The sequence below is a fragment of the Aggregatibacter valvarum genome (genome assembly GCF_980468985.1).
In genome coordinates, this window is the sequence record NZ_OZ413141.1 from 452,137 (window position 1) to 467,115 (window position 14,979).

The 14,979-nt window shown below is 43.8% G+C and carries 14 protein-coding genes; 5 read left to right on the forward strand and 9 right to left on the reverse strand.

What is annotated here, in order from left to right; translation table 11 throughout:
- Positions 1-9 precede the first annotated feature (9 nt).
- From AC30SF_RS02090 to ppa, 3 genes are all read right to left on the reverse strand, one after another.
- A complete protein-coding gene (locus tag AC30SF_RS02090; protein ID WP_489607407.1) occupies positions 10-861 on the reverse strand; it encodes a thymidylate synthase in 852 nt (283 codons plus the stop codon).
- Between the two features lie 16 nt (positions 862-877).
- Positions 878-1,648 (reverse strand): M48 family metallopeptidase, encoded by a 771-nt coding sequence (locus AC30SF_RS02095; RefSeq protein ID WP_295975324.1) that lies wholly within the window; start codon positions 1,646-1,648, stop codon positions 878-880.
- A gap of 69 nt (positions 1,649-1,717) precedes the next feature.
- Positions 1,718-2,245: an inorganic diphosphatase gene (ppa, locus tag AC30SF_RS02100; RefSeq protein ID WP_006716839.1), complete on the reverse strand. Its 528-nt coding sequence runs from the start codon at positions 2,243-2,245 to the stop codon at positions 1,718-1,720.
- A gap of 154 nt (positions 2,246-2,399) precedes the next feature.
- Here ppa and mtr point away from each other — a divergent pair, with 154 nt between their 5' ends.
- Both mtr and AC30SF_RS02110 read left to right on the forward strand, forming a co-directional pair.
- A complete protein-coding gene (gene mtr / locus AC30SF_RS02105) occupies positions 2,400-3,644 on the forward strand; it encodes a tryptophan permease (RefSeq protein ID WP_489607408.1) in 1,245 nt (414 codons plus the stop codon).
- 1 nt (position 3,645) lies between these two features.
- On the forward strand, positions 3,646-4,398 hold the full coding sequence (locus tag AC30SF_RS02110) for a class I SAM-dependent methyltransferase (RefSeq protein WP_489607409.1): 753 nt from the start codon (positions 3,646-3,648) through the stop codon (positions 4,396-4,398).
- A 96-nt stretch (positions 4,399-4,494) separates the two neighbouring features.
- Here the strand turns inward: AC30SF_RS02110 and leuD are convergent, their stop codons facing one another.
- The 6 genes from leuD to AC30SF_RS02140 all read right to left on the reverse strand — a co-directional run bounded on the left by leuD (position 4,495) and on the right by AC30SF_RS02140 (position 11,961).
- Positions 4,495-5,097, reverse strand: coding sequence for a 3-isopropylmalate dehydratase small subunit (leuD, locus tag AC30SF_RS02115; protein WP_021615740.1), 603 nt, complete (start codon positions 5,095-5,097; stop codon positions 4,495-4,497).
- A gap of 10 nt (positions 5,098-5,107) precedes the next feature.
- Positions 5,108-6,517 (reverse strand): 3-isopropylmalate dehydratase large subunit, encoded by a 1,410-nt coding sequence (gene leuC / locus AC30SF_RS02120; RefSeq protein ID WP_489607410.1) that lies wholly within the window; start codon positions 6,515-6,517, stop codon positions 5,108-5,110.
- Between the two features lie 43 nt (positions 6,518-6,560).
- Positions 6,561-6,854 carry a YciI family protein gene (locus AC30SF_RS02125; RefSeq protein WP_049373133.1) on the reverse strand — a complete coding sequence of 98 codons (294 nt, stop codon included), beginning with the start codon at positions 6,852-6,854 and terminating at the stop codon, positions 6,561-6,563.
- 78 nt (positions 6,855-6,932) lie between these two features.
- Positions 6,933-8,009: a 3-isopropylmalate dehydrogenase gene (gene leuB / locus AC30SF_RS02130; RefSeq protein WP_489607411.1), complete on the reverse strand. Its 1,077-nt coding sequence runs from the start codon at positions 8,007-8,009 to the stop codon at positions 6,933-6,935.
- A gap of 104 nt (positions 8,010-8,113) precedes the next feature.
- Positions 8,114-9,661, reverse strand: a complete 1,548-nt coding sequence (leuA, locus tag AC30SF_RS02135) for a 2-isopropylmalate synthase (protein ID WP_489607412.1) — start codon at positions 9,659-9,661, stop codon at positions 8,114-8,116.
- Between the two features lie 515 nt (positions 9,662-10,176).
- On the reverse strand, positions 10,177-11,961 hold the full coding sequence (locus tag AC30SF_RS02140) for an ABC transporter ATP-binding protein/permease (protein WP_489607413.1): 1,785 nt from the start codon (positions 11,959-11,961) through the stop codon (positions 10,177-10,179).
- A 225-nt stretch (positions 11,962-12,186) separates the two neighbouring features.
- Between AC30SF_RS02140 and AC30SF_RS02145 the strand changes: the two genes are divergently transcribed.
- The 3 genes from AC30SF_RS02145 to mreD all read left to right on the forward strand — a co-directional run bounded on the left by AC30SF_RS02145 (position 12,187) and on the right by mreD (position 14,962).
- Entirely contained in the window at positions 12,187-13,242 is a 1,056-nt protein-coding gene (locus AC30SF_RS02145; RefSeq protein ID WP_021615733.1) for a rod shape-determining protein, read from the forward strand.
- Positions 13,243-13,418: 176 nt separating this feature from the next.
- Positions 13,419-14,474 (forward strand): rod shape-determining protein MreC, encoded by a 1,056-nt coding sequence (gene mreC, locus AC30SF_RS02150; protein ID WP_489607414.1) that lies wholly within the window; start codon positions 13,419-13,421, stop codon positions 14,472-14,474.
- Complete coding sequence (gene mreD / locus AC30SF_RS02155) at positions 14,474-14,962, forward strand: rod shape-determining protein MreD (protein ID WP_021615731.1); 489 nt, start codon at positions 14,474-14,476, stop codon at positions 14,960-14,962. Before mreC ends, mreD begins: the two co-directional genes overlap by 1 nt.
- The last annotated feature ends 17 nt before the right edge of the window (positions 14,963-14,979 follow it).

Consider the following 14,979-nt stretch of genomic DNA (forward strand, 5'->3'; position numbering starts at 1 on the left):
CGCACTTTGTTAGACGGAAAACGGATATTTAATCGGCTCGTGGCATTGATAACCCGTGACTTTGAAATCATCCATGGTGACCCAGGTTTCCAAGTCTTCTAAAGATTTAATGTCCGGATTAATTTCCAACTGCGGTGACGGGAAGGGCTCACGTTTTAATTGCACATCACGCATGAGTGCCAACTGGTCTTCATAAATGTGCGCATTCACAATGTGATGAAACGCCTGCCCTGCTTTTTTACCGGTAATTTGTGCCATTAACGCCAAGAAGGTAAATACTTGGATTTGGTTGAAATTCAAACCAAGCGGCACATCGCAAGAGCGTTGATAACTGGTGAGATATAACGTATCACCCAGCAAGGAAAACGTATGTGTGTGCATGCAAGGACGCAAACAACCCAAATCAAATTCACCCGGATTATAGAACGTCAAAATTTCGCCGCGATCATCAATGCCCTTGCTGAGGTTATTGACGATTTTGCGTAACTGATCGAGATGTTCCCCATTTGGTTTGCGCCAGCGTCTGCCCTGCACACCATACACGCGCCCCATATCATCGGTGCCTTTACGGTGCGGATTATTGAGCCAAGCCTGATTTTCGTTGGCATTGGCATCCCAGGTTTTGGTACCCAGTTTGCGGAAGTCGGCGGCATTGTCATAACCGCGAATATAGCCTAGAAATTCGGCAATCGCGGCTTTCCAATAACTTTTACGGGTGGTAATCAACGGAAATTGGTTGTTTGCCACATCGTAAGTCAAACCGGCGTTAATCACCGTTAAGCAACGTTTGCCGGTACGTTCGTTTTCGACCCAAACGCCTTCGTTAACAATGCGTTGGCACAAATCTAAATAAGCTTTCATAACAACACTATGTCGATTACCCTTTATTTTGTTTATACAGCGCTAAGGCTTGCGGCATTAGGCGTAATAAGTTCGCTTGGCGATCTTTATCACTTGGGTGTGTTGAACTTAATTTGTCTAAAATGCCTTGTGAGCCTGTTGAGGCTTTTTGCATTTTATCCCATAAGCCCGGCGCTGCTTCCGGGTTATAGCCGGATTTCGCCATTAAGAATAGCCCTACTTCGTCAGCTTCGGTTTCTGCACTGCGAGAATAAGGTTTATCCAAGCCCCAGTCTTTTGCTAAGCCTACAACGATGGAGCTACTGTCAGAACCGATTTGTGTTGCTAATGCCGTTTGGGCAACGTTGGCAATCACATTGGTAAATTGGCTAAGGTTAGTTTTCTTTTTACCATGTTCTTTTAAGGCGTGCGCCATTTCATGCCCCATCACAGTTGCGATTTCATCATCTGTGAGGTTTAAAGTTTCCACTAAGCCGGTATAAAACGCCATTTTGCCGCCCGGCATCGCCCAAGCATTAAGTTCTTTCGATTTAATCACTTCGATTTGCCAGTCAAAGGCTTGTCCGGTTTGGTTTTCGCGATTTGCATACGGCACCATTTTGTTGAAAATTTTGTGTACGCGTTTCGCTGTTTTGGAGTTGCTGTCAATTTGATTTTGGGATTTGGCTTCGTTAATCATATCACGATAGCCCATCGCAGCTTGTTGGTTAATTGAGGCAGAATCTGCACAAGCTGTTAAAATACCGACGATAGAGACGAGTGTTAATGTTTTAGCAAATTTGAACATAAATTTTCCCTCATAGATTTGTGTGTAAAAAAGACCGCACCTTAAAAGCGCGGTCTGTTTAGAATTTTATTATTTTTTTGCACGTTCAAATGAATCAAGGATTTCTTTACGCGCTGCGTCAACGCCTTCCCATCCTTCAACTTTTACCCACTTACCGGCTTCTAACGCTTTGTAGCTTTCGAAGAAGTGTTTGATTTGTGCTTTTAATAATTCCGGTAAATCGCCCACGTCTTTGATGTGGTCGTATTCTTTGCTTAATTTCGTGTGCGGTACCGCAACCACTTTCGCATCGCCACCGGCTTCATCGGTCATTTTCAACACGCCTACCGGACGGCAACGAATCACAGAGCCGGGTTGTAACGGATACGGTGTTGGCACTAATACGTCAACCGGGTCGCCGTCAGAAGATAAGGTGTTGTTCACATAACCGTAGTTTGCCGGATAGAACATCGCGGTTGCCATGAAACGGTCTACAAATAATGTGCCGGTTTCTTTGTCTACTTCATATTTGATTGGATCAGAGTTTGCAGGGATTTCAATAACAACATAGATGTCATCTGGTAATTCTTTACCTGCCGGTACGCTTTCTAAGCCCATTTGTTATTCCTTCTTGTGAGTTAAATAAACGTCGCAATTATAGCGGTAATCGACTTCATTTGTCGAGTTGAGGGAAAATGACATGATAAAATTCGGTTGTCTTTTGTTATTGTACTATTATAATAGTCCAAAATTTTTGAGAGAGGATTTTATAATGACAACACAAAAACGCCCTTCCTTACTTGGTGGCGCGATGATTATCGCAGGTACGGCAATTGGTGCCGGTATGCTTGCCAACCCAACATCCACTGCCGGTGTTTGGTTTTTCGGTTCAATTGCGATTCTGATTTACACTTGGTTTTGTATGACCACGTCGGGCTTAATGATTTTAGAAGCCAATTTACATTATCCGACCGGCGCCAGTTTCGATACCATTGTGACCGATTTATTAGGCAAAGGCTGGAATGTGATTAATGGCTTGTCCGTCGCCTTTGTACTTTACATTCTTACTTATGCTTACATCACTTCCGGCGGCAGCATTACGGAAAGTTTCCTGAATCAGTTAGGTGAAAACGTGGAAGTGGGACGCACTGCAGGTTCCTTGATTTTCTGTTTTGTATTGGCAGCGTTTGTATGGTTTTCCACCAAAGCGGTTGACCGTTTTAGTACGGTGTTAATCGCCGGGATGATAATTTCTTTCTTCCTTTCCACCTCCGGCTTGTTGAGTTCGGTGAAAGCCGATGTGTTGCTTAACACGGTGGCACAGGGCGAACAACAATATTTACCTTATATTTTGACCGCACTTCCGGTGTGTTTGGTGTCGTTCGGTTTCCACGGCAACGTCCCGAGTTTGGTGAAATACTATGATCGTGACGGCAACCGCGTGATGAAATCTATTTTCCTAGGTACCGGTTTGGCGTTGATTATTTATATTTTGTGGCAGCTTGCCGTTCAAGGTAACTTACCGCGTTCTGAATTTGCACCGGTGATTGCCAAAGGCGGTGATGTGGCGGCCTTATTAGAAGCCCTGAATAAATACATCCAAACGGATTACATTGGTATTATTTTGAATTTCTTTGCCTACATGGCCATCGCCAGTTCTTTCCTTGGTGTCACCTTAGGCTTATTCGATTACATCGCTGACTTGTGTAAATTTGACGACAGTCGCTTAGGACGCACGAAAACGACATTAGTCACTTTCCTGCCGCCGTTATTGCTGAGTTTGCAATTCCCGTTCGGCTTCGTTATCGCCATTGGTTACGCGGGGCTAGCTGCGACGATTTGGGCTGCCATCGTGCCGGCGTTGTTGGCAAAAGCCAGCCGCAAAAAATTCCCGAATGCCACCTATCGTGTACACGGAGGCAACTTCATGGTGTATTTCGTGATTTTGTTCGGATTATTGAATATCTTCGCACAAGTGGCATTACAGTTCGGTTGGATTGCCGACTTCAAAGGATAATATGCAAGATAAGCAAAGCGTGTATGACAAGGACGGTTTTTTCGACCTGTACCAGAAACTGCGCAGTAACCCGAACAGTTTAAATGAAATCGTTGAAAAGCCCACCATGTTGGGCTTAGTCGGCGGCGTGTCAGGCAAGCGTATTTTAGATTTAGGCTGTGGTTGCGGAGAACACCTCAAGCTCTATTTAGAACGGGGCGCCGCATTTGTTGTCGGCATCGATTTATCTCAAACTATGTTGCAACAGGCAGCAAAAAATCTTGCAGAATTTCGACCGCACTTTTTACTGGAGCAAGTCCCCATGGAACGTTTAGATCAGTTAAATGAGGGCGATTTTGATTTAATCACCAGTTCCTTTGCTTTTCATTATGTGCAGGATTTTTCTGCTTTGTTAGCAAAAATTCATGCCAAACTGAAACCAAACGGACAATTGGTTTTCTCTCAAGAACATCCTATTGTGACTTGTTACCAAGGTGGCGAACGTTGGGAAAAAGACGCGCAAAAACGCCAACTCGCCTATCGTCTGAATTTCTATCGGGATGAAGGCGAACGCCAACGCAATTGGTTTAAGCAACCTTTCACTACCTATCACCGCACCACGGCAACCATCATTAACAATTTGATTTCCGCCGGTTTTCACATTGAGCAAATAGCGGAACCCATGCTTGCAGACCAACCGCAATGGCAGGATGAATTTAAAGATTTACAACATCGCCCGGTGTTGTTGTTTGTTAAGGCGAGAAAAAACACATAAAGTGCGGTCGATTTTTGACGTGTTTTTGAGAAAAGAAGGCGGACAAGTGGTCCGCCTTTTAGCGCAGAAAATATCTGCTTTCCGAGTGATAAAAAGTTAGCGCAAGAATGCCGGAATTTTGCTTTCGTATTCTGCGATTTTGTCTTCGTGTTGAAGGGTTAAACCGATATTATCCAAGCCGTTTAACAAACAATGACGGCGGAATTCATCCAGTTCAAAGGTATAAACTTTGTCGCCCACAGTAACGGTCATCGCTTCCAAATCCACATGGATTTGTTTACCCTCATTTGCCCAAACCCATTGGAAGATTTCTTCTACTTCCTCTTCGCTTAAACGAATCGGTAACATGTGGTTGTTCAAGCTGTTGTTATAGAAAATATCCGCAAAACTGGGTGCGATCATCACTTTGAAACCGTAATCGGCAAGCGCCCAAGGGGCGTGTTCACGCGAAGAACCACAGCCGAGGTTTTTACGTGCTAATAAAATCGTTGCGCCTTGATATTGTGGGTAATTCAGCACAAATTCCGGATTCGGCTTGGTGCCTTCTACATCCAAATAACGCCATTCGTGGAATAAGTGTTTGCCGAAACCTACGCGGGTAATGGCTTGTAAAAATTGTTTTGGAATAATCGCATCTGTGTCCACATTCGCGGCATCCAATGGCACTACTAAGCCTGAAAGTTGTTTGAATCCTGCCATTTTCTGCTCCTTAATTTAATGTCACGTCACGAATATCAACGAATTTACCGAACATTCCCGCTGCGGCAGCCATGGCTGGACTCACCAAGTGAGTGCGACCGTTACGGCCTTGGCGACCTTCAAAGTTACGGTTTGAAGTGGAAGCACAACGTTCCCATTCACCTAAACGGTCATCGTTCATCCCTAAACACATGGAACAACCCGGATTGCGCCATTCTGCGCCCGCTTCGGTAAAGATTTTATCCAAGCCTTCTTTTTCCGCTTGTTCTTTGACTAAACCGGAACCCGGCACCACTAAAATACGTTTTACATTATCGGCTTTTTTGCGGCCTTTCATCACCGCCGCAGCGGCGCGTAAATCTTCGATACGGGCATTCGTGCAAGAGCCAATAAATACTTGATCCACCGGAATATCTTTTAAATTGGTGTTAGCTTCTAAGCCAATATAATTCAAGGCTTTTTCAGCAGAAGCACGCGTTACCGGATCAGTCATTTCCATTGGATTCGGCACTAATTGATCGATACCGATCACTTGTCCCGGGTTTGTGCCCCAAGTGACTTGTGGTGCGATATCTTTGGCATCTAAGGTTAGCACCGCATCAAATTTCGCATCGTCGTCAGATTTTAAGGTTTTCCAATAAGCGACTGCATCATCCCAATCTTTACCTTTCGGTGCATGTGGGCGGCTTTTTAAATAGTCGAAAGTGATTTCATCCGGTGCGATTAAACCGGCTTTGGCACCCATTTCAATTGCCATGTTGCATACTGTCATTCTGCCTTCCATAGAAAGGTCACGAATAGCCTCGCCACAAAATTCCACCACATGGCCTGTGCCGCCCGCCATGGTTGTTTTACCGATAATGGCAAGAATAATATCTTTTGCGGTAATGCCCGGTGCCACTTTGCCACGCACTTCAATTTTCATGCTTTTTGCACGGGCTTGCTTTAAGGTTTGGGTGGCTAATACGTGTTCTACTTCTGAGGTGCCGATACCAAATGCCAAAGCACCGAATGCACCGTGGGTGGCGGTATGGGAGTCACCACAAACGATTGTCATGCCCGGCAAAGTTAAGCCTTGTTCAGGCCCCATGACATGCACGATACCTTGTTCTCTTGTGGTCATATCGAACAATTTGATCCCCGTTGCTTTGGTATTTTTATCAAGCTCTAACACCTGAATTTTCGCTTGACCTTCAAGCTTATTAATATCGCGTACTTGGGTAGAAATACTGTGATCCATGGTGCCGAAAGTTTTACTTACTTGACGCACTTGACGGTCTGCCACACGTAGCCCATCAAAAGCTTGTGGACTGGTTACTTCATGGATTAAATGACGGTTAATATACAAAATCGGCGTTTCGCCTTCAGCTTCGTATACCACGTGGGCATCGAATAATTTTTCGTAAAGAGTTTTTGCCATAATTTTTCTCAATTCGTTAGGGGCTTTGTTAGAGTAGTAAGTTTTAAATTGTCTGTTGGTATTTTTCTAATCCATTCGCAACTTTAGATGGATAGAACTCTATCACTTGATAATCTGCTATTTGGTGTTGGTGAAATGGATCTTGTTCAATAATTTGATTTACTTCATCAAGATCTTTTGCATTCATAATAATGATCCCACCAGTTCTAGGTTCTTTACGCCCAGACATTAGAAACTTACCTTGTTGATAAAACTTATCTAAAAATGTTCTGTGTTCAGCTAGAAATTCTTCAATTTTCTCTAAAGGTTGAATATAGGTTAATGAAACAATAAACATATAATCTCCTTTTTTCTAGGGACGCTTACTCGCCTTTATTAAATTTGTTGATGGTGGGCAAAAATGCCCACCCTACGATTAGATTGCTTCAGCAATCAATGTACCCATTTCCGCCGTTAAAACAGGGGCAGAGTCATCGGCTAAATCACCGGTACGGTGACCATTGGCTAAGACTTTTTGTACCGCATTTTCAATGGCATCTGCTGCTTCGTTTAAGTTAAAGCTGTAACGCAACATCATCGCGGCAGAAAGAATTTGTGCGATTGGGTTGGCAATGCCTTTGCCTGCGATATCCGGTGCAGAACCGCCAGCCGGTTCATATAAGCCGAAACCTTCTTCATTTAAGCTAGCAGATGGCAACATCCCCATAGAACCTGTGATCATCGCCGCTTCATCAGAAATAATATCACCGAAAATGTTAGAGCAGAGGAGCACATCGAAAGACTCAGGTGCTTTGATGAGTTGCATGGTCGCGTTGTCGATATAAATGTGATCTAAGGTGACTTCAGGGTACTCTTTCGCCACTTCGGTCACGGTTTCACGCCATAAAATTGACGCTTGTAATACGTTGGCTTTATCCACAGAAGTCACATGTTTACGACGTTTCATTGCCGCATCAAAAGCTGCACGTGCAATGCGTTCGATTTCATATTTGTAATAAACTTCCGTATCGAATGCTTTGGTTTGTGCGCCTTCGCCTTCACGACCTTTTGGTTGACCAAAATAAATCCCGCCTGTTAATTCACGAATCACCACCATATCAAACCCTTTCGCTGCGATGTCTGCACGTAATGGACAGAATTTTTCCAAGCCTTTATAAAGGGTTGCAGGACGAAGATTGCAGAATAATTTGAAATGTTTACGCAATGGTAATAATGCACCACGTTCCGGTTGTTGATCCGGCGGTAAATTTGTCCATTTTGGACCGCCTACGGAACCGAATAAAATCGCATCGGCCTCTTCACAGCCTTTTAAGGTTTCGGCTGGTAATGGGCAACCGCAGTTATCAATTGCGGCACCGCCGACATAAAACTCTTTGAAGTTAAGTTTAAAACCGAATTTTTCTTGGACTTTGTTTAATACTTTAATGGCTTCCGCCATGACTTCCGGGCCGATACCGTCACCCGGTAGAACTGCGATGTTGTATGATTGCATATTGAATTATCCTTTATTTGTTATTTAGTTGTAGGGACAGGCTTTATGCCTGTCCGATTACTCGTTAATATTGGACAGGCATAAAGCCTGTCCCTACGAAGGGATTAATGATTTTTGTGATTCTTAATATCCGCCACCTTATGCGCGCGATAAATTGCATTAATCGCATGCACTAACGCCAACGCAGAAGATTCAACGATATCTGTCGCTAAACCCACACCATGGAATTTACGGCCTTCGTGTTCAACTACGATATCCACCTGACCTAACGCTTCAGCACCTTCGCCTTTGGCGGTTAAGTTATAGTGAGACATTTTGATCTCTAAACCGGTTAAATTTAAGATGGCGTTATAAACCGCATCGACCGGGCCGTTACCGCCGATTGACGAAGTGCTTAATTTCTCACCGTCTAACTGTAATTGAACAAAGGCAGTCGCCGGATATTCTTTGGTGGAATGCGCAGAAAGTTTATCTAACACCAAACGATCTTCATCGCCTTGTTGCATATCAATGAACGCCAAGGCTTCCAAGTCATAATCGAACACTTGGCCTTTTTTGTCCGCCAATTTCAAGAAAGATTCATACAATTTATCCAAGTCGTAATCTTGCTCAGTGTAGCCCATGTCGGTCATGTGGCCTTTCACCGCGGCACGGCCGGAACGCGCGGTTAAGTTCAATTTCTCTTTCTTCAAACCGATAGTTTCCGGAGACATGATTTCGTAGGTGTTTTTGTTTTTCAACATACCGTCTTGGTGAATACCGGACGAATGCGCAAAGGCGTTTGAGCCGACAATGGCTTTGTTCGGTTGAATAGGCATATTGCAAAGCTGGCTGACCATTTGGCTGACACGATGAATTTCTTGCGTGTTGATGCGTGTATCCACACCCATAAATTCTTGACGAACTTTCATCGCCATCACCACTTCTTCCAATGCGGTGTTGCCTGCGCGCTCGCCGATGCCGTTGATAGTACATTCAATTTGGCGTGCACCGTTTTGTACGGCGGTTAAAGAGTTGGCGGTCGCCATACCTAAATCGTTGTGGCAGTGCACGGAAATCACGGCTTTATCGATGTTTGGTACGCGGTTACGCACTTGAGCAATGATATTGCCGTATTCATTTGGTAAGCAGAAACCAACGGTATCTGGAATGTTTACAGTGGTTGCACCCGCATTAATTGCGGCTTCAACAATACGACAGATATTATCAATACCTGTACGGCCGGCATCTTCGCAAGAAAATTCCACATCGTCAGTGTAGTTACGCGCGCGTTTCACTGCCGCCACCGCCATTTCAACCACATCGTCAAAGGTGCGTTTTAATTTGGCTTCAACGTGTAATGCGGAGCTGGCAATGAAGGTGTGAATACGGAAAGCTTCCGCCACTTTTAAGGCTTCATACGCCGCGTCAATGTCTTTTTCTACCGCACGGGAAAGTGCTGCGACACGACTATTTTTGATATGGCGTGCGATAGTTTGTACGGATTCAAAATCCCCTTGCGAAGAAACCGGGAAACCGACCTCCATCACATCCACACCTAAACGTTCAAGCGCCAAAGCAATCTGTAATTTCTCTTTAACGGTTAAGCTTGCTTTTAACGCTTGTTCCCCATCACGCAAGGTGGTATCAAAAATAATAACGCGATCTGTCATAACATTTTCCTTCTTTCAATCACTCAAAGTGCGGTCATTTTTTACGGCATTTTTTAAAACGAAAAAACCCGCAAAGTAGAGTGCGGGTTTAAATTTTGAGGGTTTTACATTTGACTGTTTTTCATCCACAACTTAGCCGCACAAAGCATGTGAGAGCAGCAGGTTGAGGGAGAAAGAAACAGTGTGAAACATGAAAAATCCTAGTGTATAAAAATCTGTAAACGTGCGTCACATATTACGGATTTAAGCTAGTCTGTCAAATGATAAATCAGCATATTCTCTCTGTTTTTGCCGATTTTATGAAATTTAGTTAGAGATAAACTTTGTATTAAGCATATAACTTAGAAAAATATTCTAATTTTGCTGTTTGAAGCCAGTTTTTATTCTGATAGAAGTTTATTTACTGAAAAAATCGACTTTTTTTAGTTTAAATCTAAAAAAAGTGCGGTGTGTTTTTTCAATGTTTTTAAAGACATCGAAAAATCACCGCACTTTAGAGGCGAACCTTGTAGCCACTAATGGGGATTAAATGCCCAACTTCCATCCGTGTGCAATTCTAATTGCTGCTGATGTAATGGCACGAGGGTAGAACGATGTCCCACACTGATAATGGTGGTATTTGGCAATTCTTCACGAATTAAGCGATACATGGCGTGTTCCATGCCTTCGTCTAAGCTGGCGCTGGCTTCATCAAGGAAAGCAACTTTCGGTTTGTGTAATAACAAACGGGCAAATGCCAAGCGTTGTTGTTCACCAAGAGAGAGAATGCGGCTCCAGTCTTGTTCCTGTTCTAAACGATCCTGTAAATGGGCTAATTGAACCTGTTCCAATACCCGCGTGATCTTAGCCAAATCCACGTTTTCAGTGGTATCCGGATAATAGAGCGCGGTGAGCAAATTGCCTTGTGGCAAATAAGGGCGTTGCGACAAGAACAGGGTATTGTGTTGCGGGCAGAATATTTTGCCTTCTGCATAAGACCATAAACCGGCAATGGTGCGTAATAAGGTAGTTTTCCCGACACCGGATTGACCTTGAATTAATAATGAATTCCCTTGTGTTAAGGTGAGATTTAAATCTTTAATTAAGATTTTGCCCATAGGCGATTTCACGCTAAGGTGTTGGAAAATCACATCCGTAGGGTGATCAGTAATATCGGTTTTACTTTGTTTTTGCGCGGCTTCGACGCTGTAGTGAAAGCCGGTTAAACGGTCTAACGTGGCTTTGTATTCGGCAAAACTATCGTAGGTGTTACGGAAGAAAGAAAGATTGGAATGCAACTTGCCAAAGACTTGCAAGGTTTGCATCAGATCGCCCAATTTAATTTGTTTTTCAAAATAGCGGCCCACTTGAATGAGTAGAGGGAATACCACGGAAATTTGACTGACCACCAAGTTGAATCCGGAGAATTTTAGGGCTCGGAAGACGATATCCCACATGTTATCGATAACGGCGCGGAATTGTTTGTATAACCGACTTTTTTCCACTTTTTCACCGGCGTAGAATGCAATGCTTTCCGCATATTCTTTAACACGGATTAAGGAATAACGGTAATTCGCGTTTAATTTTTCGTTCGCGAAGTTAAGGCGAATTAACGGTTTACCAAGCCAGAAAGCAATCAGCGTGGTGAAAATCACATAAGCGAATACTAAATAGACCATAGCGCGCGGAATTTCTATACCTAGCAAGGTCATTGGTCCGGCTAAGCCCCACAATAAAATCGTGTAAGAAATCATGGAGGTCACGGCATCAATCACACCAGTGCTGAGGGAAAGTGTGGTTTTTACATAAGATTGTATGTCTTGTTGAATCCGTTGATCCGGGTTATCGAGATTGTTGCCGATGTATTGGCTTTTATAATAAGCCCGCTTATCCATCCATTTTTCTAAGAGTTCTGTATTTAGCCATTCAATCCAGTTAATGGAAAAGCGCTGGTTTAAATAATAGCTGATAAGTGCGGCTGCCACAGAAAAGCCGGCAATAAAACAGAACAAAATCATCTGCTCCCAAAAGACGGTTTGGTTAAATTCCTGCAATGCGGTGTACATATTGTTATACCACGTGGAATGCACCAAGCTCAGACGTACACTAAAGAGGGTGAGGGTCACGATCAAGACGAAGAATAATAATGGTTTAATGCTGCGTTTTGGCGAAAGATAACCGCCGGCAAACATCCAAAATTGTTTGCCCCAATGGGTCAGGCGAACTAATAGAAAAATGCCGAGACTGAAGAAAATAACCGTGAGCGCCAGTGTGCGGGCGATCCAAAGTGAAGAGGTAATGATCTCTTGAGTATAATCCATAACGTATTCCCATAGACAAAAGTGCGGTAAGTTTACACGGTGTTTTGATCAAATCAAGAAGATGATGAAGATATGAACAACACCGCAAGCGTATTCTTTCAATGCGAAGATTTTTGTGTGATTAGGCTAAAATTTTCTGTTATCAACGCTCATTTTTTGGTAAATTTAGCCCAATTTTTTTAACGCTCAAAAGAGCCATGATTAATACAAATTAGTGGAACACATATGTTATTTAAAAAAATTCGCGGTTTATTTTCTAACGATCTTTCTATTGACCTCGGTACAGCAAATACGTTGATTTACGTCAAAGGGCAAGGCATCGTGTTGGATGAACCTTCTGTGGTGGCGATTCGCCGAGATCGCAGTGGCTCGCTGAAAAGTATTGCGGCAGTGGGTCGTGAGGCTAAACAAATGTTAGGCCGTACCCCAAAAAGCATTGAAGCGATTCGTCCGATGAAAGACGGTGTCATTGCCGATTTCTTCGTGACCGAAAAAATGTTGCAATATTTCATTAAACAGGTGCATAGCGGCAATTTCATGCGTCCAAGCCCGCGTGTGTTAATTTGCGTGCCGGCAGGCGCAACGCAAGTAGAACGTCGTGCCATCAGAGAATCCGCTATTGGTGCCGGTGCACGCGAGGTCTATTTAATCGAAGAACCGATGGCTGCGGCTATCGGGGCAAAATTGCCGGTTTCCACCGCTATCGGTTCCATGGTGATTGATATCGGCGGCGGTACGACCGAAGTTGCGGTGATTTCCTTGAACGGTATCGTGTATTCTTCTTCCGTGCGTATTGGTGGTGACCGCTTTGATGAAGCGATTGTGACCTATGTGCGCAAAAATTTTGGTTCGATTATCGGGGAGCCGACCGCAGAACGCATTAAACAGGAAATCGGTACTGCCTACATTCAAGACGGCGACGAAATTAAAGAAATGGAAGTGCACGGCTCCAACATTGCGGAAGGTGCGCCACGCTCCTTTACGTTAACGTCAAAAGACGTTTTAGAAGCTATTCAACAACCGTTAAGTGGCATTGTGGCGGCAGTACGAACTGCCTTGGAAGAATGTCAACCGGAACACGCTGCGGACATTTTTGAACGTGGCATGGTCTTAACCGGTGGTGGTGCGTTATTACGTAACATTGATGTGTTACTTTCCAAAGAATCCGGTGTGCCGACCATTGTTGCTGATGAGCCACTTACATGTGTTGCACGCGGTGGTGGTGAGGCATTGGATATGATTGATATGCACGGCGGCGACATTTTTAGTGAAGAAATCTAATCATGTTTAAAAAGTGCGGTGAATCATTTTGATGTTTTTACCCAGACAATGTTAATCACCGGGTAAATCGTTTCATACGATAAAACATAATTATCTCTTAATGCCGGCCTGTTGCTTAACTGACCGGCATTGCCGTTGATATTGACCGCACTTTTGTTTTGAGGAATGCTCTTATCATGAAGCCTATTTTTGGAAAAACCCCGCCTTTAGGACTCAAGCTTTTTCTCGCTGTCATTGCCTCATTAGGGTTAATTGCCTCAGACAGACAAACGACAACGATGATTCAAGCCCGTTCATTGTTAGAAACGGCTGTTGGCGGATTGTATTATTTAGCCAATACGCCACGCACGGTGTTGGATGGGGTTTCCGATAATTTGGTCGATACCAATAAATTGCAAATCGAAAATAAAGCATTAAAAGATCAATTACGAGAAAAAAACGCGGATCTTTTATTGCTGGATCAATTAAAAGTCGAAAACCAACGTTTGCGACTGCTCCTAAATTCGCCACTACGGATTGATGAATATAAGAAAATTGCTGAAGTTCTGACGGCGGAAACCGATATTTATCGCCAACAAGTGGTGATTAATCAAGGTGAAAAAGATGGCGCTTATATTGGTCAGCCGGTGATTGATGAAAAAGGCGTGGTCGGGCAAATTATTGCGGTGGGCGAGCATACCAGCCGAGTGTTATTAATTACGGATATCGCCCATTCTATTCCAGTTCAAGTGTTGCGCAATGACGTGCGCATGATTGCCAGTGGCACCGGGCATAATGACGAATTGGTTTTAGATAACGTTCCACGATCAGTGGATATTGAAAAAGGCGATTTACTGGTGACCTCCGGGCTGGGAGGGCGTTTTTTAGAGGGCTATCCGGTTGCGATTGTCGAATCGGTATCGCGTGATGGGCAAAATTATTTTGCCACCGTTACAGCAAAACCCTTAGCCTTTATTGATAAATTACGCTACGTCTTATTGCTGTGGCCGACAAATGAAGATACGCGAAAAGCCAATCCTATTACACCGGCAGATGTGCGTAAAGCGGTTGAGCAACGATTAGCGACACAAGGCAATGAAGCACAAAAAGTGAAAAAAGCCCTTGTTCCTGATGTTCCACCGGCAGAACAGACACCTTCAGAAGCGACATCGGATTTGCCGACAGAGGCACCCCATGAAAATCCTGTAGAAGCCGTGCCAGTAGAGGATAAACCGCCAAGGGAGGAGGATTAATGCAAAGTCGTGTTATTTTTAAATACATTGCGTTAACCGCAATATTTCTACTTGCCTTGGTGATGGAAATAATGCCGTGGCCTAATGGTTTTCAAAGTGTTAAACCGGCGTGGGTCGTGTTGATTTTCATGTATTGGGGATTGTCGATTCCCAACCGTGTAAGTATTGGTTGGGCATTTATGATTGGTATTCTGTGGGATGTGGTATTAGGCACGATCTTGGGCGCGCACGCACTAGTGTTGTCTATCTTTGCCTACTTAATTACCAAAAATCACCTTGTCTTTCGTAATCTTTCACTTTGGATGCAAAGCTTGCTGGTGATTTTCTTTGTCTTTGCGATCCGTTTTAGCATCTTCTTAATTGAATTTTTAGTTCATCGCGCCACCTTCGATTGGCGAGAGATTTTTGGTGCCATGATTAGCGGTCTTTTATGGCCGTGGTTATTTTTACTCCTTAGAAGCCTCCGCCGTCGTCTAGGATTAAGTTAACCTACCTTGACGCTTAA

Excerpts from the sequence above, each read along its gene's own strand:
- AC30SF_RS02140 (WP_489607413.1), bottom strand. The coding sequence starts at position 11,961 with ATGGATTATACTCAAGAGATCATTACCTCTTCACTTTGGATCGCCCGC.
- AC30SF_RS02125 (WP_049373133.1), bottom strand. The coding sequence starts at position 6,854 with ATGTTTATTGTTTCATTAACCTATATTCAACCTTTAGAGAAAATTGAA.
- leuB (WP_489607411.1), bottom strand. The coding sequence starts at position 8,009 with ATGCAATCATACAACATCGCAGTTCTACCGGGTGACGGTATCGGCCCG.
- leuA (WP_489607412.1), bottom strand. The coding sequence starts at position 9,661 with ATGACAGATCGCGTTATTATTTTTGATACCACCTTGCGTGATGGGGAA.
- leuD (WP_021615740.1), bottom strand. The coding sequence starts at position 5,097 with ATGGCAGGATTCAAACAACTTTCAGGCTTAGTAGTGCCATTGGATGCC.
- AC30SF_RS02145 (WP_021615733.1), top strand. The coding sequence starts at position 12,187 with ATGTTATTTAAAAAAATTCGCGGTTTATTTTCTAACGATCTTTCTATT.
- AC30SF_RS02090 (WP_489607407.1), bottom strand. The coding sequence starts at position 861 with ATGAAAGCTTATTTAGATTTGTGCCAACGCATTGTTAACGAAGGCGTT.
- mreD (WP_021615731.1), top strand. The coding sequence starts at position 14,474 with ATGCAAAGTCGTGTTATTTTTAAATACATTGCGTTAACCGCAATATTT.
- leuC (WP_489607410.1), bottom strand. The coding sequence starts at position 6,517 with ATGGCAAAAACTCTTTACGAAAAATTATTCGATGCCCACGTGGTATAC.
- mtr (WP_489607408.1), top strand. The coding sequence starts at position 2,400 with ATGACAACACAAAAACGCCCTTCCTTACTTGGTGGCGCGATGATTATC.
- AC30SF_RS02095 (WP_295975324.1), bottom strand. The coding sequence starts at position 1,648 with ATGTTCAAATTTGCTAAAACATTAACACTCGTCTCTATCGTCGGTATT.
- AC30SF_RS02110 (WP_489607409.1), top strand. The coding sequence starts at position 3,646 with ATGCAAGATAAGCAAAGCGTGTATGACAAGGACGGTTTTTTCGACCTG.
- ppa (WP_006716839.1), bottom strand. The coding sequence starts at position 2,245 with ATGGGCTTAGAAAGCGTACCGGCAGGTAAAGAATTACCAGATGACATC.
- mreC (WP_489607414.1), top strand. The coding sequence starts at position 13,419 with ATGAAGCCTATTTTTGGAAAAACCCCGCCTTTAGGACTCAAGCTTTTT.